Annotated in this window: 23 protein-coding genes; 14 read left to right on the top strand and 9 right to left on the bottom strand. The window is 64.6% G+C overall.

Translation table 11 applies throughout. From position 1 onward, the window contains the following. The first annotated feature begins 18 nt into the window (after window positions 1-18). Both BJI69_RS01065 and BJI69_RS01060 read left to right on the top strand, forming a co-directional pair. Window positions 19-927, top strand: a complete 909-nt coding sequence (locus BJI69_RS01065) for an alpha/beta hydrolase (protein ID WP_244890707.1) — start codon at window positions 19-21, stop codon at window positions 925-927. A gap of 86 nt (window positions 928-1013) precedes the next feature. Then, window positions 1014-2126, top strand: coding sequence for a site-2 protease family protein (locus BJI69_RS01060; RefSeq protein ID WP_125902953.1), 1113 nt, complete (start codon window positions 1014-1016; stop codon window positions 2124-2126). On the opposite strand, the gene BJI69_RS01055 is transcribed toward BJI69_RS01060, so the two are convergent. Further along, window positions 2123-2527: an ExbD/TolR family protein gene (locus BJI69_RS01055; protein ID WP_071924831.1), complete on the bottom strand. Its 405-nt coding sequence runs from the start codon at window positions 2525-2527 to the stop codon at window positions 2123-2125. The genes BJI69_RS01060 and BJI69_RS01055 overlap by 4 nt on opposite strands. Window positions 2528-2728: 201 nt before the next feature. Here BJI69_RS01055 and BJI69_RS01050 point away from each other — a divergent pair, with 201 nt between their 5' ends. Continuing rightward, complete coding sequence (locus tag BJI69_RS01050) at window positions 2729-3556, top strand: DUF3014 domain-containing protein (RefSeq protein WP_071924830.1); 828 nt, start codon at window positions 2729-2731, stop codon at window positions 3554-3556. Window positions 3557-3675: 119 nt separating this feature from the next. On the opposite strand, the gene BJI69_RS01045 is transcribed toward BJI69_RS01050, so the two are convergent. Then, complete coding sequence (locus tag BJI69_RS01045; protein ID WP_046978498.1) at window positions 3676-4605, bottom strand: peptidylprolyl isomerase; 930 nt, start codon at window positions 4603-4605, stop codon at window positions 3676-3678. Between the two features lie 103 nt (window positions 4606-4708). Between BJI69_RS01045 and BJI69_RS01040 the strand changes: the two genes are divergently transcribed. Beyond that, window positions 4709-5407: a GNAT family N-acetyltransferase gene (locus BJI69_RS01040; protein ID WP_046978497.1), complete on the top strand. Its 699-nt coding sequence runs from the start codon at window positions 4709-4711 to the stop codon at window positions 5405-5407. A 31-nt stretch (window positions 5408-5438) separates the two neighbouring features. Here the strand turns inward: BJI69_RS01040 and BJI69_RS01035 are convergent, their stop codons facing one another. Next, window positions 5439-6863 carry an aldehyde dehydrogenase family protein gene (locus tag BJI69_RS01035; protein WP_046978496.1) on the bottom strand — a complete coding sequence of 475 codons (1425 nt, stop codon included), beginning with the start codon at window positions 6861-6863 and terminating at the stop codon, window positions 5439-5441. Window positions 6864-6953: 90 nt separating this feature from the next. Between BJI69_RS01035 and BJI69_RS01030 the strand changes: the two genes are divergently transcribed. From BJI69_RS01030 to BJI69_RS01020, 3 genes are all read left to right on the top strand, one after another. Beyond that, window positions 6954-7859: a LysR family transcriptional regulator gene (locus BJI69_RS01030; protein ID WP_244890706.1), complete on the top strand. Its 906-nt coding sequence runs from the start codon at window positions 6954-6956 to the stop codon at window positions 7857-7859. Between the two features lie 80 nt (window positions 7860-7939). Further along, window positions 7940-10183, top strand: a complete 2244-nt coding sequence (locus tag BJI69_RS01025; protein WP_046978494.1) for a DUF5916 domain-containing protein — start codon at window positions 7940-7942, stop codon at window positions 10181-10183. Between the two features lie 55 nt (window positions 10184-10238). Next, the gene (locus BJI69_RS01020; protein WP_219811409.1) at window positions 10239-12056 is read left to right on the top strand and encodes a glycoside hydrolase family 15 protein; all 1818 of its coding nucleotides are present in this window, start codon (window positions 10239-10241) and stop codon (window positions 12054-12056) included. A 3-nt stretch (window positions 12057-12059) separates the two neighbouring features. On the opposite strand, the gene BJI69_RS01015 is transcribed toward BJI69_RS01020, so the two are convergent. From BJI69_RS01015 to BJI69_RS01005, 3 genes are all read right to left on the bottom strand, one after another. Next, window positions 12060-13250, bottom strand: coding sequence for a DUF1501 domain-containing protein (locus BJI69_RS01015; RefSeq protein ID WP_046978492.1), 1191 nt, complete (start codon window positions 13248-13250; stop codon window positions 12060-12062). Between the two features lie 8 nt (window positions 13251-13258). Then, window positions 13259-14767: a DUF1800 domain-containing protein gene (locus tag BJI69_RS01010; protein WP_046978491.1), complete on the bottom strand. Its 1509-nt coding sequence runs from the start codon at window positions 14765-14767 to the stop codon at window positions 13259-13261. Window positions 14768-14953: 186 nt separating this feature from the next. Next, on the bottom strand, window positions 14954-15253 hold the full coding sequence (locus tag BJI69_RS01005) for a hypothetical protein (RefSeq protein ID WP_046978490.1): 300 nt from the start codon (window positions 15251-15253) through the stop codon (window positions 14954-14956). Between the two features lie 98 nt (window positions 15254-15351). On the opposite strand from BJI69_RS01005, the gene BJI69_RS01000 reads away from it, so the two are divergent. Next, window positions 15352-15948 (top strand): class I SAM-dependent DNA methyltransferase, encoded by a 597-nt coding sequence (locus tag BJI69_RS01000; protein ID WP_046978489.1) that lies wholly within the window; start codon window positions 15352-15354, stop codon window positions 15946-15948. 14 nt (window positions 15949-15962) lie between these two features. On the opposite strand, the gene BJI69_RS00995 is transcribed toward BJI69_RS01000, so the two are convergent. After that, complete coding sequence (locus BJI69_RS00995; RefSeq protein WP_046978488.1) at window positions 15963-16745, bottom strand: CPBP family intramembrane glutamic endopeptidase; 783 nt, start codon at window positions 16743-16745, stop codon at window positions 15963-15965. A 120-nt stretch (window positions 16746-16865) separates the two neighbouring features. Here BJI69_RS00995 and BJI69_RS00990 point away from each other — a divergent pair, with 120 nt between their 5' ends. Further along, window positions 16866-18440, top strand: a complete 1575-nt coding sequence (locus BJI69_RS00990; RefSeq protein WP_046978487.1) for a TerC family protein — start codon at window positions 16866-16868, stop codon at window positions 18438-18440. Between the two features lie 95 nt (window positions 18441-18535). Here BJI69_RS00990 and BJI69_RS00985 read toward each other — a convergent pair whose 3' ends face one another. Continuing rightward, window positions 18536-18958: an MAPEG family protein gene (locus BJI69_RS00985; protein WP_046978486.1), complete on the bottom strand. Its 423-nt coding sequence runs from the start codon at window positions 18956-18958 to the stop codon at window positions 18536-18538. 108 nt (window positions 18959-19066) lie between these two features. Here BJI69_RS00985 and ypfJ point away from each other — a divergent pair, with 108 nt between their 5' ends. The 3 genes from ypfJ (at window position 19067) to BJI69_RS22180 (ending at window position 20834) form a co-directional block, all read left to right on the top strand. Continuing rightward, window positions 19067-19939, top strand: a complete 873-nt coding sequence (gene ypfJ, locus BJI69_RS00980) for a KPN_02809 family neutral zinc metallopeptidase (protein WP_046978485.1) — start codon at window positions 19067-19069, stop codon at window positions 19937-19939. A gap of 75 nt (window positions 19940-20014) precedes the next feature. Continuing rightward, window positions 20015-20302, top strand: a complete 288-nt coding sequence (locus BJI69_RS00975; protein WP_244890705.1) for a YkgJ family cysteine cluster protein — start codon at window positions 20015-20017, stop codon at window positions 20300-20302. A gap of 136 nt (window positions 20303-20438) precedes the next feature. Continuing rightward, window positions 20439-20834: a hypothetical protein gene (locus BJI69_RS22180; RefSeq protein ID WP_125902952.1), complete on the top strand. Its 396-nt coding sequence runs from the start codon at window positions 20439-20441 to the stop codon at window positions 20832-20834. 86 nt (window positions 20835-20920) lie between these two features. On the opposite strand, the gene BJI69_RS00970 is transcribed toward BJI69_RS22180, so the two are convergent. Next, complete coding sequence (locus BJI69_RS00970) at window positions 20921-22801, bottom strand: DEAD/DEAH box helicase (RefSeq protein ID WP_046978499.1); 1881 nt, start codon at window positions 22799-22801, stop codon at window positions 20921-20923. A gap of 146 nt (window positions 22802-22947) precedes the next feature. On the opposite strand from BJI69_RS00970, the gene fghA reads away from it, so the two are divergent. After that, window positions 22948-23796: an S-formylglutathione hydrolase gene (gene fghA, locus BJI69_RS00965; protein WP_046978483.1), complete on the top strand. Its 849-nt coding sequence runs from the start codon at window positions 22948-22950 to the stop codon at window positions 23794-23796. Further along, on the top strand, window positions 23793-24347 hold the full coding sequence (gene rimJ / locus BJI69_RS00960; RefSeq protein WP_046978482.1) for a ribosomal protein S5-alanine N-acetyltransferase: 555 nt from the start codon (window positions 23793-23795) through the stop codon (window positions 24345-24347). The genes fghA and rimJ overlap by 4 nt, the downstream gene beginning before the upstream one ends. Window positions 24348-24353: the final 6 nt, after the last annotated feature.

Below are 24353 nucleotides of genomic sequence, written 5' to 3'. Positions count from 1 at the left end.
TTATCGAGGGAGCGATCGATGCCAATCCTGCGCAGGTCTTTCGTAGGAGCCTCTTCTGTAGGAGCTTTTTCTGTGGGAGCCGCTTCAGCGGCGAAGGGTGCTCGCGCTACCGTCATGATTTTCGCCCTGGCCGCCGGCATCCTCACCTTCCCGGCAAGTGCCCAAACCCCACCCCACGACACCTTCACCCTCCCCACGGCATCCCCCGCCGAAACCCGCGTCATCAACGTCTACAAGCCGCCAGGCTACGAGGCGTCCCAGGCCCGTTACCCGGTTCTCTACATGCCGGACGGTGGCATGCAGGAGGACTTCCCCCACGTGGCGGAGGCTGTGGATGCTGGCATTCGCGCCGGTGAGGTCCAGCCGCTGATCCTCGTCGGTATCGAGAACACCGAACGCCGTCGCGATATGACCGGGCCGACGAGTGTCGCATCCGACATGGCGATTGCGCCCCACGTCGGCGGTTCGGCGGCCTTCCGGACCTTCATTGCGAAGCAGCTCATCCCGGAGATCGGCAGGCGCTACCGGGTCGATGGGCACAGGGGCATTATCGGCGAGTCGCTGGCCGGGCTTTTCGCGGTCGAGTGTTTCCTGCTCGAACCGGAACTGTTTGACACGGTGATCGCGATCAGTCCCAGTCTCTGGTGGAATAACGGCGCCTTGCTTGATCAGGCGGCGACCCTGCTCAGGAATCAGCCGAAAGGCTCGCGTCGCCTTTATCTCGCTTCCGCCGACGAAGACAACATCGCGCCGAATGTCGAGAAACTCGCCAACGTGTTGACGGCTGACGCTCCCAAGGGCCTCGACTGGATCTACGTGAGGCGGCCGGACCTGCAGCACGATACGATCTATAAAGCCCTGGAGACGCCGGCATTGCGTCGCGCCTTCCTGCCGAAATTCGTGCAGATCGCGTTGCCGGGAAAGTGAGTCCGGCGGGCGCTACGCTGCGGATCGTTGACGTGGCGTGCATCCGCATACGATGCTTCTGGGACGTGACATGGGGGTGTCGGCACATGGATGGACAAGCTCGCGATGAAACCGTGGAATCATGGTTGCCGTCTCCGGGATGGACGCGTCTTGGCGTTTCGATAGGTTTGACGCTGCGCTGGATGCTTATCCTCGCAGCGTTCGTCATGTGTTTGTTCGCCGCGTCATCGGCCGGCGTCCTGCTTTTTAGCTTGATGATGGTCGTCGTCTTCCCGGTGGCGGTCGCGGCGCACGAGCTCGGACACTACATCGCGGCACGGCGGCATGGCATGACGGTGCTGCTCATGCGGATCGGGGCGGTGGATATCGCCCCATGGGGACGAGGCTGGAAAGTTCGCTGGAAGCGTTATATCCATCCGCTTCCCGCTGGTTATGTCTACGCTCTCCCGGATCCCTCGCGGCCCTACCGGGTACCTATGATCGTCTTCGCGCTCGGCGGTGTGACAGCTACGCTCGTCTTCGCCACGCTTGTCGCATTGGCGGTTCCGTTCATGCCCACGGAGACGGAGAGAGCATTGCTGACGGGGTGTGTTGCCGTTCTTTTCCTGCCCGTCTGCAACCTGTTTCCGGGCCGGGACGGTTACGAGACGGATGGACCGATCGCGTGGCGCTGGTGGAGGCACCCGCCGGGCGAGGCGCTGATGGCGCCGGTGTTCGCCAAGGCGAAGCTGCTCGGAGGCATACCGATCTCGAAGCTGGAGACGCATGACGCCGAAGCGCTGATGGGCGATTCAATCACCGGCGTGTGGTACGCCGTGAAACGGCATCAGCAATGTGGCGAGTGGGGGCAGGTCGTCGAATTCGGCCCCAGGCTTGAAGGACTCGTCCCTGAGCACCGGTTTGCCCGGTCGGCATATGCGGAGACGATCGACCTCATCCGGTCGGAGATAGCCTTCGCCGCCGCCGTTTTGCATGATGATCCGGCGTTGCTGCCGGACGCGGCCGCACTTCATCGCTCCGATTGGGGGAACTCGGTGTTATCGCCGCGATGCGCGGCGTGGTTCGCCTATCGCGCGGGCGACCAAGAGACCTGGCGTGACGCCATGGCCCAGACCATGCGAGTTGCCGGTCGGTCGGTGGACCGCTCGCTGCTTGTCAGCGAGCGGCTGATTGCCGGGCAACTTTACGGGGAAGATTAGTCCCGGTTCACGAAGTCGATCTTCGAGAGCCCGTTGAACTTCGCCTCCGCAAGAACCTTCGCTACATCTTCGTACGCCGCGTCGTCCGATGCACTGATGTGAATGGAAGGCTTGTCACCTTCCCGCGAGCCGAGTAACGCCATCTGCGTCGCGAGTGCGGCGTCGGTCACCAATACGTGATTCCAGAACGTCATGCCATTGGGTTCGATCGTGATGTCGATGGGTTCCATCATCGCCGCAGGCGGTTGCGAGCCTGGCGAAGGCAGGTCCACGCGCGCCTTATGAGCGACGACTGGTGCCGAGATCATGAAAATGATCAGCAGGACCAGGAGAACGTCGACGAGTGGAGTGACATTGATGCCCGAGATCGGGGTAGCGTCTTGCCGTGCAGAGAAAGCCATAGTTCCTCCTACAGACGTTATCGATGGGGTGGTGCCCTGGTGCCGGACCATGGGGGGATGTCCGGCAAACTCAGACTAGGTGCCGACTGGCCCTTTCCGCAAGCGGCGCGGTAGGTGCATGATGTGGGGCTTGAGTCAACCTTGAACCAAACCCGCCGTTCGTAGTCCCATGGGGCTAGGTTTTTGGCAGGAGAAGCTGCGTTGGGCAGTCAGTCGTCGGGTTCGAAGTGGGTTGCGGGTTTGCTGATCGTCGCGATACTTGTCGTCGTCGGCATCTTCATCTTCCGGGAGAAGCAGGCACGTGATGCCGTCACGGCGCCGGCCTTCTCGACTGCACCGGCGGCGTCCGCGTCGTCGACCACGGTGCACGATGCGCCGCTCGTGCAACATCCGATCGATCCGGTCAGTGGATCGACGGCGGCCCTGCCAGCCCTGGACCAGAGTGATGACGATGTGCTGGCGGGCCTCATGGCCCTGACCAGTGACGGTGCATTGAAAACGCTTCTACGCCCCGAGGCGATCGTCTCGCGCATGGTCTCGACCATCGATGCATTGCCGAAGCAGAGCGTCGGCATGAACGTGGTGCCGTTGCGCACGCCGACGGGCCGTTTCCAGGTGGTTTCGGACGATGGCAACTTCGTCGCGTCGAAGAAGAATGTCGAGCGCTACGCGACCTACATGTATGTCGCTGACAGGATGAATGCCAAGGCAGCCGCTGCCTGGTACAAACGCAACTATCCGCTGTTCCAGCAGGCCTATCGCGACCTGGGCACGAATGGCTACTTCAACGACAGGCTGATCGAGGTGATCGATCACTTGCTTGCTGCGCCGGAGCCGAAGGGTAACCAGCAGTTGCTGCCGGAGAAGGTCGGTTACGTTTATGCGAACCAGACACTCGAGCAGTTATCGGTCGGGCAGAAGTTCATGATTCGCATCGGGCCGGAGAATGAGGCGAAGCTGAAGGCGAAGTTGCGCGCGTTGCGAGAAGAGATCGTGGCGGATAAGGCGGCGATGCCGACCGGCGAGTGATTCGCCGTTGCGAGATGGTGTGGTGAGCTTGCTCGCTGGCGCGGGATCGCCGATGAATCGGCTCCTACAAGAGCGTCGAGATCCCCTGTAGGAGCCGATTCATCGGCGATGCTCTCCGATCAGGGTGCGACAGGCTTCGACGGATCGCGCACCGGCACGCTGATGTTGCACAGATCGATCTTCCCCGCCGGACGCGTATAGAAATCGTCCTTGCGATTGCGCTTGGCTTCGATCACCGCCGCAAACGTCTTGCTGTCCGTGCGCAGCACCTGGATGGGCGTGCGCTGCGCTTCGGGAACATCGGCCGCGAGGCGCACGCTCTTGATCGTTACGCGCTGCTCGGGCTTGTCGTAGAAGCCCATCGGTTCGCCACCGCGCGGATACGCGGCGAGGAATTCCATGCCCTTGATGACCTTGCCGGCGACGGCGAGGTTGCGGTCGAGGTTGCGCGGGGCCTGGCCGATGATGGCGTAGAGCGAGCTGCCGTTGCCGGTCTCGGCGCCGACGTCGCGTGCGACGCCCACGGTACCGTAGCAATGCGCGATCCACGCTTCGCCGGCCTTGGCGTCGCGCGCCACGGGGAAGCCTTCGGAGAATCCGACTTCCGGCGCGTAGACGTCGCCGTCCGGAAGCTTGGTGAACGGAATCGCCTTGCCGCCCAGCTTGCGCGTGAATTCCGGTGTCAGGGTCTCCTTGGCGCTACCCAGGCTCTTGGCCTTCTTCTTGTCGTCGCCGTCGGGATCGCCCCACTGGGTAACGAAGTTGTCCTGGACGCGGATGACCTGGCTGCCGTCGAAGTAGTGCTCGCGGATCAGGGTACGGATATTGGCGGCATGTTCCGGCGACCAGTCCTGGGCGAGCTCGATGACGACCTGGCCCTGCGGCAGGTCCATGTAGACGAGGTTCTGCGGGTCCGGGGTGCGCCATTCGGCGGCGGTCGACTTGGCCAGCAGTTCCTTGGCCGTGGGCGTGTGCGCCTTTTTCGCCTCCTCGGCGACGGCGGGCAGGGCGAGGGCGAGGGCGAGAACAAGGCAGGTGCGAGCGAGCATGGGATCCCCGGATTGAGTGCGTACCCGAAGAAAAGTAGCAGAGCCTGTTGTGATGCGCTTGGGTTGACCCCCATGATGTGACATTCGTCATCGGAAGGCAGGCATGGATACCTCCGTACTCGATAATCCGCTGTGGCACTCGCTGACCGGTGAGCACGCAGCGCTGGCCCGTCGATCGGGCGATGCGCTCTGGTATGGCGATGCCTATGCACCCTTTGTGGCGGTGGCGAGCCCGGCTGCCCACGTGGTCGACGATCCGCGCCTGGTGGGCCGGCGTTATTTCCTCGGCGTCGCGCCCGAGGTCCTGCCTGAGCGCTGGATACGCGCGCCAGTCGACGCCGGTCATGCGGTGCCTGACACGCTCCAGCTGGTCCGCGCCCTGGATGCGCCCGATCTGGATACCGAGGAGACGGTCAGCGTGCTTGGCAACGAACACCGCGAGCGCATGCGGGCGCTCACCTCACTGGTCTACCCCGAGTTCTTCCGCGAGCATACGGCCGCCCTGGGTACCTATGTGGGCATACTTCAGGAGAGCCGGCTCATCGCCATGGCCGGGGAACGCATGGCCGTTCCCGGTGCCCGCGAGATCAGCGCCGTCTGCACGCATCCGGAATTCGCCGGGCGAGGTCTCGCCCGGGCACTCCTGGTCGCATTAGTGAACCGGCATCGCGAACACGGACTGGTTTCGTTCCTGCACGTCTCCGCGGGTAACGAAGGCGCGACACGCCTCTACGAAAAGCTTGGCTTCGTCCATCGGGCGACACTGACGCTCACCGCCGTGGATATCGCCAAGTCGCATTGATCGATGGCGGCCTGGCGACTCACCTTCCCGGTCAGGCATCGACCCCAAGCAAGGCTTTCGGCTCGAGGTAAGCCTCGAGACCGAAGCTGCCGTACTCGCGACCGAGACCGGACTGCTTGAACCCGCCGAACGGTGCCTTCGGCTCATGCGTGAGCGTATTGATCAACACACGACCGGCATCGATGCGCGAGGCGACGCGGCGTGCGCGCGCCGTATCGGCGGACAACACGTACGCCTGCAAGCCGTATGGCGTGTCGTTGGCGATTGCGATGGCATCCTCGTCGTCGTCGTACGCGATGATCGACAGCACCGGTCCGAAAATCTCCTCGCGGGCGATGACCATGTCGTTGCGAACGTCGCTGAAGACGGTGGGACGGACCAGCCAGCCACGCGAGTAGCCTTCCGGCCGGCCGATACCACCAGCAATCAGGCGCGCGCCTTCGGCGATACCCTTGCCGATATAGCCTTGTACGCGCTCCCACTGCTTCTGGCTGACCATGGGACCGACCTCCGTGGCGTGGTCGGACGGATCACCCGAGACGACGGCATTCACGGCGGCGACCATGCGCGTTTCGAACTCGGCAAGGCGCGCGCGCGGCACGAGCAGACGCGTTCCGGCGATGCAGGCCTGGCCGCTGTTGGCGAAGCCGGCCATGACGGCCAGCGGTACGGCGGCGTCGAAGTCCGCATCGTCGAGGATGACGACGGGGGATTTTCCGCCGAGTTCCAGCGTGACGCGCTTGAGCGTGTCGGCGGCGGCACGGACGATGCCCTTGCCGACGGTGGTCGAGCCGGTGAAGGAGATCTTGGCGATATCCGGGCTATCGACGATGGCGGCGCCGACCACTTCGCCGCGGCCCGTGACGATGTTGAACACGCCGGCTGGTGCGCCCGCGGCGTGCAGGGCCTCGGTGACGACGCGCGTCTGCAGCGCACTCATTTCGCTCGGCTTGATCACCGCCGTGCAGCCTGCTGCGATGGCGGTGGCCAGCTTGCCGCAGATGAAGCCGGCGTCGCTGTTCCAGGGCGTGATGAGGCCGACCACGCCGACGGCCTGCATGACGACGGTCGCGCTGCCCTTGCGGCGCTCGAACTCGAAGTGCTCGAGCGTCTCGATGGCGTCGAGGAATACGCTCGACGCATGCCCCACCATCCAGCGGCCGCGATTGACCGGCGCACCGTACTCCTCGAGCACGGCGGCGAAGAGGTCGTCGCCACGGGCCTCGACGGCGGCGTGCATGCGGCGGAGCAGGGCGATGCGCTCGGTGACGGTCGTACGGGAGAAGGCCGGGAACGCGCGCTTCGCCGCGGCGATGGCGCGGCGGGCGTCTTCCTGATCGGCGAGACGCACGGTGCCGATGACCTCTTCGGTAGCCGGGTTGAACAGGTCGAAGCGCTCTTCGCCGTGCGGGGTAACGAACGCGCCGTCGATGTAGATCTGGTCGATCGTGTGCATGGGGATTCTCGCGAGAGGGGACGGGAAGGTTCGATGGCAAGAATGGGCGCAAAGGATTAGCCTGATAAGTCGGACAAAGCCGGATGGGGCATGAAGCTGGAACGGACAATGCGATCGGGACTGACGGAATTCGAAGCGGTACTCGCCGTGGCCCGACTGGGCAGCTTTCGGGCGGCGGCCGCCGAGATGGAGATGTCGACCTCGGCCCTGAGCCAGTCGGTCGCGTCACTGGAGGCCCGCCTGGGCACGCGGCTGTTCCACCGGACCACGCGCAGCGTTCGCCTGACCGAGGCGGGGGAACGGTTCGTGGCCGAACTCGCCCCGGCGGTCGCGGGCATTCGCGACGCCGTCGACCGCGCAGGCGAGGAGGCGACCACGCCGAGCGGGACCCTCCGGCTCAACTCGTCCACCGGCGCCGCGCGCTGGCTGATGCTGCCCTTGCTCATCCCGTATCTGGAGCGTTATCCGAACGTCCATCTCGACCTGGTGACGGAGGAACGGATGATCGACATCGTCCGTGAGGGCTTCGATGCCGGCTTCCGGACGGTCGACACGGTGCCGGGGGACATGATCGCCGTGCCCCTGGGGCCGCCTATCCGCTTCGCGGTCGTCGGCTCACCGGCTTACTTCAGGGCGCATGGCCGTCCAAAAACCCCGGCCGACCTGGCCGGTCATCGCTGCATTCGTGCGCGCATGCCGGCAGGGCATATCTACCACTGGGAGTTCGAACGCCACGGCGAAGCCATCAGCATCGACGTCGAGGGGCAACTGACCCTCGGCCAGCCCGATCTCATGCGGGAAGCGGCTCGCGCGGGGCTGGGGCTCACCTACCTGACCGAATTCAACATCGCGGAGGACCTTGCGGCCGGCACGCTGGAGCGGGTGCTGGACGACTGGACCCCGCCCTTCGACCGGCTTTGCCTGTACTACCCCGGTCGACGCCATGTGCCGGCCGCGCTGCGCGCGCTGATCGACCTCATCAGGGAGACCGGCTGAGCGCATGGGCCAAGGGTCATGGCAAACCTTTGCGAAACGGGCGGCATCCTATCCGCAAGATTCCACGTCCCGGATGACTCATGCATCGCCGCTTCGCCTTGTTCGCCACGCTCTGCCTCGCTGCTTTCTCGGCCCACGCCGAGGTGACGATCGACGGCCACATCGACCCGACGGAATGGGCGGGTGCGCAGCACATCACCGATTTTCGTGACACCCAGCCAAAAACCGGTAAACCGGGGAGCCAGCCGACGGAGGCCTGGGTGCTGTCGACCCCGAAGGGCCTGGCCGTCGCGATCCGCGTGACCCAGTCCGCCGACGTGCCACGCTCGACGCAGCAGACCCGTCGCGACGAGGATGCACTCGTCGATCGCATCAACGTGATGGTGGATTTCGACGGCGATGGCCGCGTCGGCTACGACTTCGAAGTGCGCTCGCTCGGTGGCGTCGCCGACGAGGTGATCACCAACGAGTCCGACTTCAGCTACGACTGGGATGGCCGCTGGGACCATGCCGTGACCCAGGATGCGGAAGGCTATTCCGTCGAGATCCTGATTCCCTGGTACATCGCGCCGATGCGCCGGGCCGATGGAGAGAACCGCCACATCGGCCTGTACATCGACCGCGTCATCGCCGCCACCGGCGAGCGCATGGCATGGCCGGCGGTCAGCTTCGACCAGGGCCGCTTCCTGTCCAGTTTCAACAAAGTGTCGTTGCCTGCCTATTCGCAGTCGCTGTTCGCGGTCACGCCCTACCTCGTCGGCCGGGTCGATCGCGCCCACGGTGGCACCTCGTTCCAGGAAGGTGCGGACATCGTGTGGAAGCCGAACGGGCAGACCCAGCTGACCGCCACGATCAATCCCGATTTCGGCCAGGTGGAGAGCGACGACCTCGTCGTGAACTTCTCGCCGGAAGAAACCTTCTTCACCGACAAACGTCCGTTCTTTACCGAGAACCAGGGCATTTTCGATTTCAGCCTGCTCGACGACTACTCCCAGCTCGTCTACACGCGACGCGTTGGCGGCGAGTCGGACGACGGCCACGGCCCGGCGGATATCTCGGCGGCGGTGAAGGTGAACGGCAGTGTCGGCGACACCAGCTACGGCATCCTCACCGCGCAGGAGAAAGGCGACGACGGCCGCACCTTCGGTGCCCTCCGGCTCACCCAGACCGAAGGCACGCAGACCTTCGGCATGCTCGCCACGCGGGTGAATCACCCCTTCCTGGATCGCGATGCCAACGTGCTCGGTTTCGATCACCGCTGGCAGCCGAGCGAGACGTTTACGTTGACCAGCAACATCGTCGGCAGCAAGATCGACCAGCCGCAGGCGAACTCGTCGGGACTCGGCGCGACCAGCATCGCGTTCTGGGAAATGACGCCGGTATGGAGCCAGCAGTGGCTGGGCATGTACTTCGGCCATCGGCTCGACATCGACGACTTCGGTTACCTGCCGCGCAACGACATGGAGTACCTGCACTGGGAAGTGCGTCAACGCGTGACCGACCTGCCAGCGGATTCCGCGTACGCCTCGCATCTCTGGCGCTATCGCATCTCCGCGCAAGACAACACCGAAGGCCGTCGCATCTCCCGTCGCTTCCGCATCCAGCGTGATAGCCGGCGTCGCGATGGTGGTGATGAAGAGTGGCGCCTCGACATGTTCACGGCCGCCTACGACGACCTGCTCACGCGGGGCGGCAATCCCCTGCATACACCGCCGACGGCCAAGTTGACGTACGAGCGCGAAAGCCCGCGCATCGGCCACTGGAGCTGGAAGGACGAAGGCTTCATCGGCGGCAATCAGCTCACCGGTTACCACCGCCTCGCGTACTACTTCAAGTTCACCCCGACGTATTTCATCACCGACGCCTTCAGCATCTTCGCTGGCGCCAGTTACGAATGGGATCCGAACTGGCTGATCTGGCAGGACCGCGGCACGCAGGTCTCAAACCTGGTCGGCGCGTTCGATGGCAGGACGGTCGGTATCGACAGCGGCGTGAACTGGAATTTCGGCAACAAGCAGGAGCTGCGCGTGAAGCTGCAGACGCTGGCCGTCGGTGCGAAGTTGCGCCAGGCCTACGAGATCGATCCGGAAGGCCGTGCCGTGCCCTCCAACGAGCATATCGATGGCCTGGGCGTGGCCAATCTCGGTTTCCAGATCCGCTACCGTTACGAGATCGCGCCGCTGTCCAACCTGTACATCGTCTACAACCGGGGTGGCTACGAGCAGGACACCGAGGATGAGGTCGGCTCGCAGTTCCGTCGTGGCTTCGGCCTGAAGGACATCCAGGAAGGCCTGGTCAAGGTGGCTTATCGACTCGAGTTCTGACCTTCTTCACGCGTGCTGTGGCAACCTCCGCCACCTCCCGTTGTCGGAGAACGGTGTGACCCAGCGCGAAAATCCCGTTCCGGGCCGGACCATCGGCGAGCACGGTATCGTCGGCAATCTCGACACGACTGCCCTGGTGGCAAGCGACGGCACCATCGACTTCATGTGCTGGCCACATATGGATAGTCCGACCGTCTTCGCAGGCCTGCTTGATCCGGACAAGGGCGGCGAGTTCACCATCGAGCCCGAGCTCGACCAGGCGCGTACGATCCAGCTCTACATTCCCGAGACCAATATCCTGATGACCCGATGGATGTCGGAGCAAGGCAGCGTGGAGCTGACCGATTTCATGCCGCATCCCCAGACCGACACCCGGTTGCCCGCGAGCCTTGTTCGCTGTCTTCGCGTGCCTCGTGGCGAAGTGACGATTCGTGTGCGCTGCCGGCCGCGACTGGATTACGCGCGCAAGATTCCGACGACCGAACATTACGGTGAGAGTGTTGTCTTCCACGACGGTCCCACTTCGCTGCGCTTGGGCGCGAGCGTTCCGTTGCACTGCGGCGAAGGCGAGGCGACGGCAGAGTTCGTACTCGGCCAGGGTGATACGGTCTGGTTCGTCCTGTGCGGCGAGGAGCACGACCCGCTCGACGTGGATGAGTGCGTCGCCGCGCTCGAGCACACCGCCGCTGCATGGCGGATCTGGGCGCGGAAATCGAACTACCGCGGTCGCTGGCGCGAGCGTGTGGAGCGCTCGGCCCTGGTGCTGAAGCTGCTCACGTCACATCGCCATGGGTCGATCGCCGCCGCGGCGACATTCGGCTTGCCCGAGGCCACGGGGGCGGAGCGCAACTGGGATTACCGCGCGACGTGGATCCGCGACGCGTCGTTCACGGTGTACGCGTTCATGCGCCTGGGCTACGTCGAGGAGGCGGAGCATTTTCGCAAGTGGTCCGAGAAGCGGATCATGGAGCTAGGCAAGGACGCTGCCCTCAAGATCATGTATGCGCTGGATGGCAGCGAAGCGGCAGAGGAATCCACGCTCGACCACCTCGCCGGCTACGCCGGTTCGCAGCCCGTACGCATCGGCAATGCGGCACGCACGCAGACCCAGCTCGATATCTTCGGCGAACTGATGGATAGCCTGTACCTGGCGAACAAGTACGGCACGGCGATGAGTCACGCCGGCTGGGAGCATGTGCGTCGGTTGGTCGACCATGTGCGCCACCACTGGCGAGATCCCGATGAAGGCATCTGGGAGATTCGCGACGAGCCTCGCCATTTCCTCCACTCGCGCCTGATGTGCTGGGTGGCGCTGGATCGTGCCGTTCGTCTCGCCCATAAGCGCTCCCTGCCAGCCCCCGTGGTGGAGTGGACGCGCGATCGCGACCGCATCGCCGAGGATATCTGGACGCATTTCCGTCATCCGGAACACGGCCACTTCGTGCAGAGCAAGGGCGGCACGGATGTCGATGCCGCTTTGCTGATGATGCCTCTGGTCCGCTTCGTCTCGGCGACCGATCCGGTCTGGCTGAGCACGCTGGATGCCATCCGCGACCAGCTCACCGACGATGGCCTGGTGTTCCGCTATCGCAATGCCGATGGCCTGGAAGGCGGGGATGGTGCGTTCACTACCTGCACGTTCTGGTACGTGGAATGCCTGGCCCGCGCGGGACGCCTGCACGAAGCCCGCGAGATTATGGCGCGCGGGGTGTTGTACTCGAACCACCTCGGGCTGTTCTCCGAAGAGCTGAGCCTGCGTGCCGAGCCTCTCGGCAACTTCCCGCAGGCGCTTACCCATCTCGCTTTCATCAGCGCGGCCTACTACCTCGATCGTCAGCTTTCGAATCCTGGAGGGCAGCTCTGGCAGCCCTAGACGCTAGACGAGCTGCAGATCGCGAGCCTTTGCGTTGGGGAACACCGTAGCCAGGTCCTTATCGGACAGTCCGTAGGTACGACGGAGGAGGCCTCCGAGCACGTCGCGATAGTTGTTCAGCACGGGGTGGTCGCGGTTCTGCAGCAGGCTGCCGGCGTTCACCGCAACTTGCTGCCCGGCGACGCGACCGCCGTTGACCTTGCCGCCAAGCACCCAGTACGTCGTGCCGTGACCATGGTCGGTACCCTTGTTGCCGTTCTCGCGGAAGGTGCGGCCAAACTCGGACACGACGACAACCACGGTGTTGTTCCACTCGGTCTCGCCCAGGCCATCGGCGAAGCTGGCAAGACCCTGCCCGAGGTTGTCCAGGTTGTTGGCCAGCTGGCCCTCGGCACCGCCCTGGTTCACATGAGTGTCCCACCCGCCGACGTCGACGAAACCCAGGCGGAACCGATCGCGCATGAGGGTGGCCATGCGCTGGCCCTGCTGTGCAAAACCCCGCGCGTTCACCGCACCGCGGCTCGCGGCGACCATTTCAGTCTGCAGATCCTGGGCTACCTGCTGGCGCAACTGCAGTCCGTCGGTAGCCGCCGCCTGCAGCGACGTGCCTTCGTACATGCTGGCGAGGATCTTCGACTGGCGGTCATCGAAGACGGCCTTGCTGCCGCCCTTGAGCGAGATGTTCGGGATGTCGCCGGCACCGCGGAAGGACAGCGGCAGCGCATCGGTGAAGGCGATGGGAGGCGAACCGCGCAGCACACCGGAGAGACGCCCCATGAAACCCGAACCGTAGTTGCGCGCGTCTCCTGCCTCGCCAGCCTCGATGTTGTCCTGGGTTTCGAAGTGGCTTCGGGAGAGATCGTCGGTGCCGGAAAACGGAATGAAAGCCAGCTGACGCTTGTCCCACAGCGGGCCCATCGAAGCGGCCAGTGCTGGCGTGAGGCCCCAGTTCGCATCGAGTGCCCGGACCGCTTTCGGATTGCCTGCATCCGGTTTGGCCAGCGCAATGCTCGGCCGCGATTCGTAATAGAAGTCGCTCGAGTACGGCACGAGCATGTTGTTGGCGTCGTAACCGCCGCGCAGGAAAACCAGCAGGAAGCGCGGCGACGACGCGGGTGCGGCAAACACCTTGCCACCCAACATGAGCGCGGGAACGGTCGCGGCAGTGGCGAGCAGGAACTGGCGGCGATCCATGGGCAGCCTCAGCGGTAGTTGAAGTCGGGGGAGGCGAGCAGGAAGGTGTTCCATTCCTGCTGCGACGTGGCCTGGGTGAGCGCGTCGCGCGTCTTCGGCGACAGGTAGGGATCAAGGGTGGCGTAATAGGTCGGCGTGGTCAGTTGCGGGAAGCCGCCGCGGGTATGCGTGCCCGCCTCGTCCAGATCGAACAGGTGGTTGGCGCCACTGCCGATGGCCCGGGCGATTTCGAAACGCTTGGCGATCTGGCCTGAACTGGACCATTCGGAATCCGTAGTCGGCCAGCCGTCCGGCGTGATCCTGCCGAACGGCGCCTGTCCGAGCTGGTTGATCCAGTTGACCAGCGGACGCGGGTTCGACACCGGCTTGCCGTCGTAGGCGAGACGCATGGTCGAGACCAGGAACTGGGTCGGGTCCTTGTAGCGCTTGCCGAGCGACGCGGTGAATGCCTTCGAGGTCAGCATCGTGTCCATCACCGCGGCGATATCGCCATCGGTGTGGTGGAAGGTCTTCGCCATGGCTTTGACCAGTTCCGGTGGTGGATCGTTGGCGACGAAGTACTGCGCCAGCCTCGTGGAGACGAAGGTCGCGCAGGCAGGCTGGCTGACGATGAGGTCGACGGCCTTTTCAACCTCGTCGAATCCGCTGCCCTTGATCGTCTTGCCGAGCAGGACCTTGTCGCCGAAGTCGTGTCGGTTCGGATTGAATTCGAAGACGCCTTCCTGCAGGTAGTACGCCTGCACGTCGGGTTTCATCTTTCGCGGCTGGCCGTCGAAGTTCACCCCGACACCGGTGAGGATGCGCGCCAGGTTCTGCACGTCGTCCTGGCTGTAGCCGCTACCCACGCCGAGCGTGTGCAGTTCCATCAACTCGCGCGCGTAGTTCTCGTTGATCTTGTCGCGCGCGTTCTGCACGTTGTCGAGGTATTCGAGCATGGCCGGGCTTTTCAGCGTAGCCAGCACGAGGTCGCGGAACTTGCCCAGGGCATGCGGCCGGATGGTGTTCTGCGCGTAGTCGGCGACGACCCAGCGCACGCGGCCCTTCTGCTGGAACACGCTGAAATGATTCAGCCAGAACCAGACCATCTGCTCACGCAGCTGGTTCTCGTCGTAGATGGCGTAGAGCAGTTCGGTCGCCTGGGCTTCCTGCGCATACTGGTTGCCCTGTTTCTGCAGGGCCTGTTTCGCCGCCTGTTTGCCATCGCCGTCGGGCATGGCATTAATGTCGCGATATTGATCGCGGACTTGCGCGACCAGCGTCGCCATGGGCGTTTTCGCAACGTCGAAACCGTCGATCTGTGCGCGAACGTCGGCGGGAAGCCCGTCCGCTTTCGGATGCAACTGGCGGTCGAGGAAACGGCGTCGGCCCAGGTCGCGGTAGCTGGCGAGCGTCGCCGAATCGATGCCGAAGGTCACCCGGTCCAGCCAGGCGACGTCGTCCTTCGAGAGCGCCTCGTCGCTTGCCGCAGCGGGCAGGGCGACAAGGGCAAGCAGTACGGCGGTGGCCAACGCTCGCATGAAACCTCCGGTTTCGGTGAGGTGCTCACCTTAAACGGGAGGACGCGCCGAAGGTTTACCGTCAGGTAACCGCAAGAACATGTGGCCTGCTCAGGTAGGAGCCGATTCATCGGCGATCGGGTGCTTGCCCTGACCTTGCCCGCTGCCGCGGGATCGTCGATGAATCGGCTCCTGCACAGAGCGCGCTTACATCTCGATTTCGTCGTCGCCGATGAATTCGATGGCGGCTTCGCGGTTGCCGGCGGTTTCTTCGGCCACCTCGCGTACGCGCTCGCCGACCTTGTTGTTGGGTACTTCGACTTCGACCGTGAAGGTCCGCGAGCCGACATCGTCCGACAATTCGCTCGAGCTGGAATCGTCGCGGACACCCATGCCGAAGTCGTCGATTTCTTCCACGCGTTCGACGCGGTCGATACCGTGGATGGCGTTGATGACGTCGTCGAAGATGTCGCGGTCGCCGGTAATGCGGAGCTGGATGCGGGGCATGGGGTTCTCCTGAAGCCGTGACGTTCGATGCTGCGGCCGGGCATGTATGCCCGAAGTGTAGGCCCGGCTAACATAGGTGTTTTCGGCGGCTGCGTACCATGCCCAAGACCTACGACCAGGCCTATTTCGACAAGTGGTACCGCAGTACGGACCATGCCGTGGGGTCGCCTGCCGAACTCAACCGCAAGGTGGCCATGGTGCTCGCCCAGGCGGAGTTCTACCTCGGCCACCCGGTACGTAACGTCCTCGACATCGGCTGCGGTGAAGCGCCCTGGCGGGCGGTGTTGCGGAAGATGCGGCCGGGTATCGACTATCGCGGGCTCGAGGCCAGCGAATACGCGGTGGCGCGCTACGGTCGCTCGCGAAACATCGGCTATGCCCGTTTTGGCCAGCTGGCCGAGCTGCGCTTCGATACGCGGTTCGACCTGATTGTCTGCACCGACGTGCTGCACTACCTGAAGCCTGCCGAGATCCGCGCCGGGCTGACCGGCATCGGCGAGATGCTCGAAGGCCTGGCCTTTCTCGAGCTGTATACGCGTGAGGACGATCCGGGCGGCGATCGTGAAGGCTTCCTTTCGCGACCGGCACGCTGGTACCGCGCCGCGTTCAACGAGGTGGGCCTGCTTCCGGTGGGGTCGCAGTGTTACGCCGGACCCCGCCTGTCCCGCCACGTGGCCTCGCTGGAAACCTTCTAGTCCTCGGCGGTGGGCTAGGTCGCCATGAACCAGCTGGCCGTCGCCAGCGCGTTATTGGCGGCGTGTGCGACAAAGCCCGGCCAGATCGACCCGCTGCGCACGCGCAGCCAGGCGCAGAACACCCCCACGAGGATCAGGTTGGGCACGGCGTACCAGAGCCAGTCCAGGTCGGGCAGGTGCACCGCGCCGAAGACGATGGCCGAGACCGCGATGGCCCAGCCGTCACCGAGGCGGGTTCGCAGCACCGACAGCAGGGCGCCGCGGAACAACACCTCTTCGACCAGGGGGCCGATCAGGACCACGGCCGGGAGCAAGGCCACCCGCATGCCGACGTGTGCGCGATCGGCGATGTCGGTCACCGTCTGGCTCACATCGTGGCCACCCGCCAGGAACTGGGTGAGCAGGCCGCCGAGCACGGGCGCGAGGATGCCCAGCGCCGTGCCCAGCGCGATGTAGCGCCCCGGGGGCGGGGTGAAGCCGAGCCCGCCGGCGCCGCCGTCGAGCGTTTTTGCCGACCAGCGTCGCACGATCCATGTGACAACCACCGCCGCCGCGCAGATCAGGGTGAGGATCACGACCAGGATCAGGCGGTCGGGCTGGTCCGGCACCGCGTCGGGGAACATCCGAGCGATGAACTGCGAGGTGGCGCCAAAGGCGCCGCCAAAGCCCGCCTGCAGCGCGAAGTAGGCGAGGATGGTCAGGACAGTCTCGAGCAGGCCGGGCGTTCGTGCCGGCAGGGCAGGTGGAGCGGAGACGGTGTCCAGGGGTGGGGAGGTCGGCGAGAGTTCGTGAGGCATGAACCACCGTAGCCGACGGGGTGGGGCTCCGCAACGGCGCTTCTGGCACAGACCGTCATGTGCCCCCTGTATAGTGTTGCGTCCCTTCCGGAGGAAACCGGGCGCCCCCCGCGCCGACCCATGTTCGCTTTCGACTGGCTTGCCGACCCTTCGGCCTGGGCGGGTCTTCTCACGTTAATCGTGCTGGAGATCGTGCTCGGTATCGACAACCTCGTCTTTGTCGCGATCCTCGCCGACAAGCTTCACGCCCGCCAGCGCGATCAGGCGCGGCTCCTGGGCCTCGGCCTGGCGTTGGTCATGCGCCTGTGCCTGCTGGCCGCCATGTCCTGGCTGGTCACGCTCACCCAACCCCTGTTCAACTGGAATGGCTTCGGCCTGTCCTGGCGCGACCTGATCCTCGTGATCGGTGGCGGCTTCCTGCTGTTCAAGGCGACCCTGGAGCTGCACGAGCGGCTCGAAGCCGACGATGGCGCCGACGGCAAGGCCGCGCGCCGCGCCAGTTTCTGGCTGGTCGTGGCGCAGATCGTCATTCTCGATGCCGTGTTCTCGCTGGATTCGGTGATCACCGCCGTCGGCATGGTCGACCATCTCTCGATCATGATGATCGGCGTGGTCATCGCCATGGGCCTGATGATCACCGCGAGCAAGCCGTTGACCGTGTTCGTCAACGCCCGCCCGACGATCGTCATCCTCTGCCTGTCCTTCCTGCTGATGATCGGCTTCAGCCTGATCGCCGAGGGCTTTGGTTTCCATATTCCCAAGGGTTACCTGTACGCCGCGATCGGCTTCTCGATCATGATCGAGGCGTTCAACCAGACCATGCGGCGGAACCGCCGTCGCTCGCTGCTGGTCGGCGGCCGCATCATGCGCGACCGCACCGCGAAGGCCGTGTTGCGCCTGCTGGGCGGCGCACCGGACGACGAGGGCGACAACGGCAAGAACACGCCCGCCACCGAGGCCACCGACACGGGGGTGTTCGGCAAGGACGAGCTGGAAATGGTCCAGGGTGTACTCGACCTTTCCCAGCGTCCGGTCCGCTCGATCATGACCCCGCGCACGGAAATCGTCTGGGTCGATCCGGGCGAGGACCTGCCGACCCTGCTGACCGAGGCGCGCGAGTCGCCCCATCACTGGATGCTGGTCGCCCATGGCGATCTCGACGCCTTGATCGGCGTGGTGTCGTCGCGCGACCTGCTTGCCAGCCTTGCCGATCACGGTCGCCTGGAAACCGAGCGCGTCGTGCGCAAGCCGATCACGGTGCTCGAATCGCTCAGCGTGCTGCGCCTCATCGACGAATTTCGCCGTGCGCCGCTACAGGTGGCCCTGGTGGTCGACGAATACGGCAGCATCCTCGGCCTGGTTACGCCGGCCGATGTGCTTGAGGTGATCGCGGGTGAATTCCCCGACGAGACCAGTGAGGGCGATCCCTCCGCGGTCAGCGAGCCCGATGGTGCCTGGTTGCTCGATGCCAGCCTGGACGTGCGTCGCGTGGAGCACCTGCTCGGTCATCGCCTGCCCGGCGCGAGCGATGGCAACTTCTCCACGCTTGCCGGATTCGTGCTTCAGCAGCTGGGGCGCTTGCCCAGCGCCGGGGACCGTTTCGAGACCGACGGCCTCGAATTCGAGGTCACCGCGATGGAAGGCGCCCGCATCCAGCGCGTTCGCGTCCTGGCCGTAGCGAAAGACGACGACTAACTGTTGGTAGGAGCCGATTTATCGGCGAACCCGCGGCAGCGGGCCAGTCTGTCGCAAGCACCCGATCGCCGATAAATCGGCTCCTACCTTAGACGTCAGGCGGCTTCTTCGGCCGGGGCGGCGTTGTTTTCCATGATCGCCATGCCGATGCCGCCGGCTGCCATGATCATCAGCGCTGCCCAGGCGATCATCGAGACCAGGTAGCCCGGGCCACGACGAGAGGCTTCGCGGGCATAGGCCCAGGCATACCAGGCGCGGCCGAGGAGCCAGATCAGCCCGGCGATCCCGGCCCACAGTGGGTCGGCGTACTGGGCGGCCAGCCACAGGGCGGGGATGAACATCACCGCGTTCTCCAGCGTATTCATCTGCACACGCCAGGCGCGCTCGAACGCCGGGTCGCCGGAGATCGACGGCGCCTTGATCCCGTAGCGATGGCGTGCCCGGCCCACCATCCAGACGGTGGCAAACATCAGGAGCAGGGTGAGCAAGGTGACGACGGCGGGGAGCTGACTGGTCATGAAACCTATCCGGGGAGCGTATTCAGCCGCCGAGTTTAGCGGTTCTGGTCCATGCGATCATGCCGACCGTGTCTCGCTCCGGGGACGCATCCATGGGAGGAGGGCGCCATGCTCTGGCAAAAAGGCCGTAGAAGCGACAACGTGGAAGACGCGGGCGAAGGTGGCGGTGGCGGCGGTCCCTCCTTCGGAGGACGCGGCCTGGGTATCGGCGGCATCATCATCCTGGCCATCCTCGGGATGGTGTTCTACAAGGACCCCACGGCCCTGCTCGGCCAGGGCGAACCGGGCGCCGCACCCCAGCAGCAGACCCGGTCGGCACCACATCAGGCGGCGTCCAACGATCCGCAGGTGGATTTCGTCCGCGCCATCCTGGGCGAGACCGAAGACACCTGGGGCGAGATCTTTGCGGCGAATGGCCAGACGTACGAGCGGCCGAAGCTGGTGCTGTTCCATGGTGGCGTCCGCACGGCCTGTGGCTCGGCCTCATCGGCGGTGGGACCGTTCTACTGCCCCGGCGACCACAAGGTGTACCTGGACCTCGACTTCTTCCAGACCATGCAGCAGCGCTTCCACTCGGCCGGCGATTTCGCTCGCGCGTATGTCATCGCCCATGAGGTGGGCCATCACGTGCAGAACCTCGTCGGCGTCTTCGACAAGGTGAGCGACGCGCGTCGTCGTGGTGCGCGCCTGGAAGGTGCTACGGGACTTTCCGTGCGGCAGGAACTGCAAGCAGACTGCTTCGCCGGCGTATGGGCCAACCGTTCCCAGCAACGCCAGCAATGGCTGCAACCCGGCGACGTCGAGTCGGCGCTCAACGCAGCGACGGCGATCGGCGACGACGCCTTGCAGGAGCAGGCCCAGGGCAGGGTGGTCCCCGACTCGTTCACGCACGGCACCTCGGCGCAGCGCGTGAAGTGGTTCAAGACCGGTCTCGAATCCGGTGACATCGGCAAGTGCAACACTTTCTCCGGTTCGATCTGACCTAAGCGACGTATGACCCATCCCTGTCTTCTCTGTGGCGCTTGCTGCGCAACGTTTCGCGTGGCCTTCCACTGGATGGAAACCGATCTCGCCGGCGGCATCGTGCCGTCGGCGCTGACCGAACACCTGGATCCGCACCGGGTGAACATGCACGGCACGAACGCCTACCAGCCGCGCTGCAAGTCGCTCGTGGGCGAGGTCGGCGTTGCCGCGCATTGCGGCATTTACGAAGTGAGGCCCTCGCCCTGCCATGACCTCCAGCCCGCGTGGGAGAACGGCGAGCCGAGTCCGCAATGTGACAAGGCGCGGGTGAAGCACGGCATGCCGCCGCTCACCCCGGCGGATTTCACACTCTCTTCATAGGCTGAGGGGAATATTTCGCGCGCGGCACACCTTTCCGCCTTATGCGGCCAGAAAGCCGCCTGACCTCCGGCCGCTCGCCTGCCATTAGCGAAGTTTGCCGGCTGGTTCTTACATCGCTGACCCATGGAGGGATCGCATGAAAGTCCATATCGCCACGCTTGCCGGTACGTGCTTGTTGCTCGGATTCACTTCCTTCGCTGCACGGGCGCAGGATCTGAATCCCAGCAATCCTGGCACCAAATACACTGCCTATTTCAACGCCGACGGATCATTGAAGGGTCCGAGTAATCTCGTTTCGTCTCCGGCCCGACATTCGCGCACGGGGCTCTATGAGATTACGTTCTCCGTGACTTTCCCAAGTCCACCGAAGTGCACTTACGACACTGACAAGGCGGCGGGTGCCAGCCCGTCATCGAGTGCTGGGATGTTTGAGTTGACGGCTACGGGAGTCGCAGTGGGTATTTCCGGAGGCTCCTCTATCAGTGGAGGTGCCTTCGATTATCCATTCTGGATTATTTGCCAGCAGAGCTGATTTGCCGGGTCAGATAACGAAAAACCCCGGAGTCGGCATGCATCCGACTTCCGGGGTTTCTTCTTTCGACCAGAGAGCGGCGTTACTCAGTAATCGCGCTTCTTGCGCGGCGGCTTGCCGCCACCGGGAGGACCGCCAGCGCCACCGTGGCCACCGGGGCGGGCGCCCTGGGGACGGAAGCTGCGCTGCGGCGGACGCGAGGCGTTGCCGCTCTGCGGGGCTTCCACGCCATCCCACTCGGCGATCTTCAGCTGCTGCTGGGCAACCCACACCTTCTTCAGGTGGGTGAAGACCTCCGGCGGCATGCCGTCCGGCAGGTCGATCAGGCTGTAGTCGTCACGGATGCTCACGCGACCGATGAACTTGGCCTCGACGCCGCCTTCGTTGGCGATGGCACCGACGATGTTGCCCGGCTTGACGCCGTGCTCGTGACCCACTTCGATGCGGTACGTGCGCTTGCCGGCTTCCGTGGTGTGCGGACGCGGCTGGCGCATGCCTTCACGAACCGGACGACGGTCGTTGAAGTCGCCACCGCTGTCGCGCGGACCACGGTCACGGTCGAAGTCACGCTGCGGACGCTCGCGATCGAACTCGCGCGGCGGACGCTCGGTGTATTCGCGCTTGGCCGGCGGCTCGAGCAACAGCGGCTGGTCGCCCTGGGCGATCTTGGCCAGCGCGGCGGCGATCTCGATCGCAGGAATGTTGTGCTCCTGCTCGAACTTCTCGACCATCTGCTGGAACAGGCCGAGGTCGCCCGTCGCCAGCGTGTCGGTGATCTTCTGGTTGAACTTGTTGATGCGCGTGTCGTTGACCGCTTCGATCGTCGGCAACTGCATCTGTTCGATCGGCTGGCGCGTGGCGCGCTCGATCTGGCGGAGCAGGTTCTTCTCGCGCGGCGTGACGAACAGGATCGCCTCACCACTGCGACCGGCGCGGCCGGTACGACCGATGCGATGCACGTACGACTCGGTGTCGTGCGGGATGTCGTAGTTCAGCACGTGGCTGATGCGCTCGACGTCGAGGCCGCGGGCAGCCACGTCGGTCGCGATGAGAATGTCGAGCTTGCCGGTCTTCAGCTGGTCGATCACGCGCTCACGCTGCGCCTGGGCGATGTCGCCGTTGATGGCAGCCGCGGCAAAACCCCTTGCCTGCAGCTTGCTTGCCAGTTCTTCGGTAGCCTGCTTGGTGCGCGTGAACACGATCATCGCGTCGAAGCTTTCGGCTTCGAGGATGCGGGTCAGTGCGTCGAGCTTGTGCACGCCGCTGACAAACCAGTAACGCTGGCGAATGTTCGCCGCGGTCGTGGTCTTGTTCTTGATCGTGATCTCGATCGGCTCTTTCAGGTAGGTCTGCGCGATGCGACGGATCGGCGCCGGCATGGTCGCGGAGAACAGGGCGACCTGACGCGTCTTCGGCGTGGCCTGCAGCAGCTTCTCGACGTCGTCGATGAAGCCCATGCGAAGCATTTCGTCGGCTTCGTCGAGCACCAGGAAGCGCAGGCCGGACAGATCCAGCGTGCCCTTGTCGAGATGGTCGATGACGCGACCCGGTGTGCCGACGATGACCTGCGCACCGCGCTTGAGGCCCTGCAGCTGCGGGCCGTAGCTCTGGCCGCCGTAGATCGGCAGGACCTGGAAGCCGGGCATGTAGGTGGCGTACTTCTGGAAGGCCTCGGCGACCTGAATGGCGAGCTCGCGGGTGGGCGCGAGAACCAGCGCCTGCGGCTTGCCGGGCTTCAGGTCGATGCGCGAGAGCACCGGCAGCGCGAAGGCAGCGGTCTTGCCGGTGCCGGTCTGCGCCTGGCCGATGACGTCGCGGCCTTCGAGCAGCGGCGGAATGGTGGCGGCCTGGATCGGCGACGGCACTTCGTAGCCGACTTCGGCCAGGACGCGCATGACTTTTTCGTCGAGCGCGAGCGCGCTAAAACCGGGCTGAGCCGGAGCGTTATCTGTATCGGGGGATGACATGGCGACCTCGAAGAGGGGGCGCGGCGGCGGAAGCGGCGCCGGGCAGTAGCGGTATTGTAGCAGCGATGGGCGCCCGGTGAGGCGGGCCATGGCCACTTGTTGCGTCGGCGTTACACTTCCCGGTCAGCTTTCGTAGGGAGAAGGGCATGACGACGATCGAGACGATTTCGGAACAACGCTGCTTCGGCGGCCTTCAGGGGTTTTATTCCCATGCCTCCGAAGCGTGCGGCGGTACGATGCGTTTTGCGGTTTTCATGCCTCCGGCGGCCGAAAACGGGCCTGTTCCTGTCCTGTGGTACCTCGCCGGTCTGACGTGTACCGCTGAAACCTTCACCATCAAGGCAGGCGCGCAACGCGCCGCCGCCGAGCTGGGTATAGCGTTGGTGATGCCCGACACGAGCCCACGCGATACCGGCATCGACGGTGCCACCGGCGACTGGGAATTCGGTGAGGGCGCAGGCTTCTACCTGGACGCCACCGAAGCCCCGTGGGCTTCACGTTTTCGCATGTACAGCTACGTCGTCGACGAACTGCCCCGGGTGGTCTCGGAACGGTTCGCCCTGGACATGAGCCGGCAAGGCATTTTCGGCCATTCCATGGGCGGACACGGTGCGTTGACCATCGCACTGCGTAACCCCGGCCGTTATCGTTCGGTGTCGGCATTCGCACCGATTGTCGCGCCTGCCAACGTTCCCTGGGGCGAGAAGGCGTTCCCGCGATATCTCGGCGACGACCGCAAGGCTTGGGCCCTGCACGACGCCACCCAGCTCGTTCGCGACGGTGCGCGCTTCGACGGTCGTATCCTTATCGACCAGGGTGAAGCCGATGGCTTCCTGACGAACCAGTTGCAGCCCCAGCGTTTCGAGGCCGCGTGTGAAGAAGCGGGTCAGCCGCTCCAGTTGCGCATGCAGCCGGGTTACGACCACAGCTATTACTTCATCCAGAGCTTCGTCGAGGATCACCTGCGTCATCACGCGAAGGCACTCGCGGTATGAGCGAACCGATCCGCATGCGCACACCGCGAACGGTGATTCGCCTGCTGGACGTGGACGAGGCTGACTTGCTTCGCCGTTACCGGGTAGAGAACCGGGAGCATCTCAGGCTGTGGGAGCCCTTGCGCACCGAGTCGCACTACACCGCGGAAGGCTGCCGGCTTGCCATCGAGGCGGGCCTCGAGGCGGCAAGGGCGGATCGCGGATTCCCGTTCGTCGTGCTCACGCCCGACGGTAGCGAAATCATCGCGACGTTCACCCTGGCCAACGTCGTCCGTGGCGTCTTCCAGGCCTGCCATCTTGGCTACGGCATTGCGCGGAAACACGAAGGGCAGGGCCTGATGTACGAGGCCCTGGACGCCGCGGTCCGTTATGCGTTCGGCCCTCTGGACTTCCATCGCGTGATGGCGAATTACATGCCGCGCAATGACCGGAGTGGCCGCCTTCTCGAGCGTTTGGGCTTCGAGAAGGAAGGCTATGCCAAGCGCTACCTGAAGATCGACGGGCTGTGGGAAGACCACGTGCTCACGGCGAAAATCAGGGCGCAGGGCTGAGCGATC

This window comes from Luteibacter rhizovicinus DSM 16549 (assembly GCF_001887595.1).
In the GTDB taxonomy this organism is placed as follows: domain Bacteria; phylum Pseudomonadota; class Gammaproteobacteria; order Xanthomonadales; family Rhodanobacteraceae; genus Luteibacter; species Luteibacter rhizovicinus.
This window is presented reverse-complemented; position numbering and strand designations above follow the sequence as displayed.

Bases quoted from the DNA above. Each gene is read 5' to 3' on its own strand.
- BJI69_RS01065 (WP_244890707.1), top strand. From the start codon at position 19: ATGCCAATCCTGCGCAGGTCTTTCGTAGGAGCCTCTTCTGTAGGAGCT.
- BJI69_RS01060 (WP_125902953.1), top strand. From the start codon at position 1,014: ATGGATGGACAAGCTCGCGATGAAACCGTGGAATCATGGTTGCCGTCT.
- BJI69_RS01055 (WP_071924831.1), bottom strand. From the start codon at position 2,527: ATGGCTTTCTCTGCACGGCAAGACGCTACCCCGATCTCGGGCATCAAT.
- BJI69_RS01045 (WP_046978498.1), bottom strand. From the start codon at position 4,605: ATGCTCGCTCGCACCTGCCTTGTTCTCGCCCTCGCCCTCGCCCTGCCC.
- BJI69_RS01040 (WP_046978497.1), top strand. From the start codon at position 4,709: ATGGATACCTCCGTACTCGATAATCCGCTGTGGCACTCGCTGACCGGT.
- BJI69_RS01035 (WP_046978496.1), bottom strand. From the start codon at position 6,863: ATGCACACGATCGACCAGATCTACATCGACGGCGCGTTCGTTACCCCG.
- BJI69_RS01030 (WP_244890706.1), top strand. From the start codon at position 6,954: ATGAAGCTGGAACGGACAATGCGATCGGGACTGACGGAATTCGAAGCG.
- BJI69_RS01025 (WP_046978494.1), top strand. From the start codon at position 7,940: ATGCATCGCCGCTTCGCCTTGTTCGCCACGCTCTGCCTCGCTGCTTTC.
- BJI69_RS01015 (WP_046978492.1), bottom strand. From the start codon at position 13,250: ATGGATCGCCGCCAGTTCCTGCTCGCCACTGCCGCGACCGTTCCCGCG.
- BJI69_RS01010 (WP_046978491.1), bottom strand. From the start codon at position 14,767: ATGCGAGCGTTGGCCACCGCCGTACTGCTTGCCCTTGTCGCCCTGCCC.
- BJI69_RS01005 (WP_046978490.1), bottom strand. From the start codon at position 15,253: ATGCCCCGCATCCAGCTCCGCATTACCGGCGACCGCGACATCTTCGAC.
- BJI69_RS01000 (WP_046978489.1), top strand. From the start codon at position 15,352: ATGCCCAAGACCTACGACCAGGCCTATTTCGACAAGTGGTACCGCAGT.
- BJI69_RS00995 (WP_046978488.1), bottom strand. From the start codon at position 16,745: ATGCCTCACGAACTCTCGCCGACCTCCCCACCCCTGGACACCGTCTCC.
- BJI69_RS00990 (WP_046978487.1), top strand. From the start codon at position 16,866: ATGTTCGCTTTCGACTGGCTTGCCGACCCTTCGGCCTGGGCGGGTCTT.
- BJI69_RS00985 (WP_046978486.1), bottom strand. From the start codon at position 18,958: ATGACCAGTCAGCTCCCCGCCGTCGTCACCTTGCTCACCCTGCTCCTG.
- ypfJ (WP_046978485.1), top strand. From the start codon at position 19,067: ATGCTCTGGCAAAAAGGCCGTAGAAGCGACAACGTGGAAGACGCGGGC.
- BJI69_RS00975 (WP_244890705.1), top strand. From the start codon at position 20,015: ATGGAAACCGATCTCGCCGGCGGCATCGTGCCGTCGGCGCTGACCGAA.
- BJI69_RS22180 (WP_125902952.1), top strand. From the start codon at position 20,439: ATGAAAGTCCATATCGCCACGCTTGCCGGTACGTGCTTGTTGCTCGGA.
- BJI69_RS00970 (WP_046978499.1), bottom strand. From the start codon at position 22,801: ATGTCATCCCCCGATACAGATAACGCTCCGGCTCAGCCCGGTTTTAGC.
- fghA (WP_046978483.1), top strand. From the start codon at position 22,948: ATGACGACGATCGAGACGATTTCGGAACAACGCTGCTTCGGCGGCCTT.
- rimJ (WP_046978482.1), top strand. From the start codon at position 23,793: ATGAGCGAACCGATCCGCATGCGCACACCGCGAACGGTGATTCGCCTG.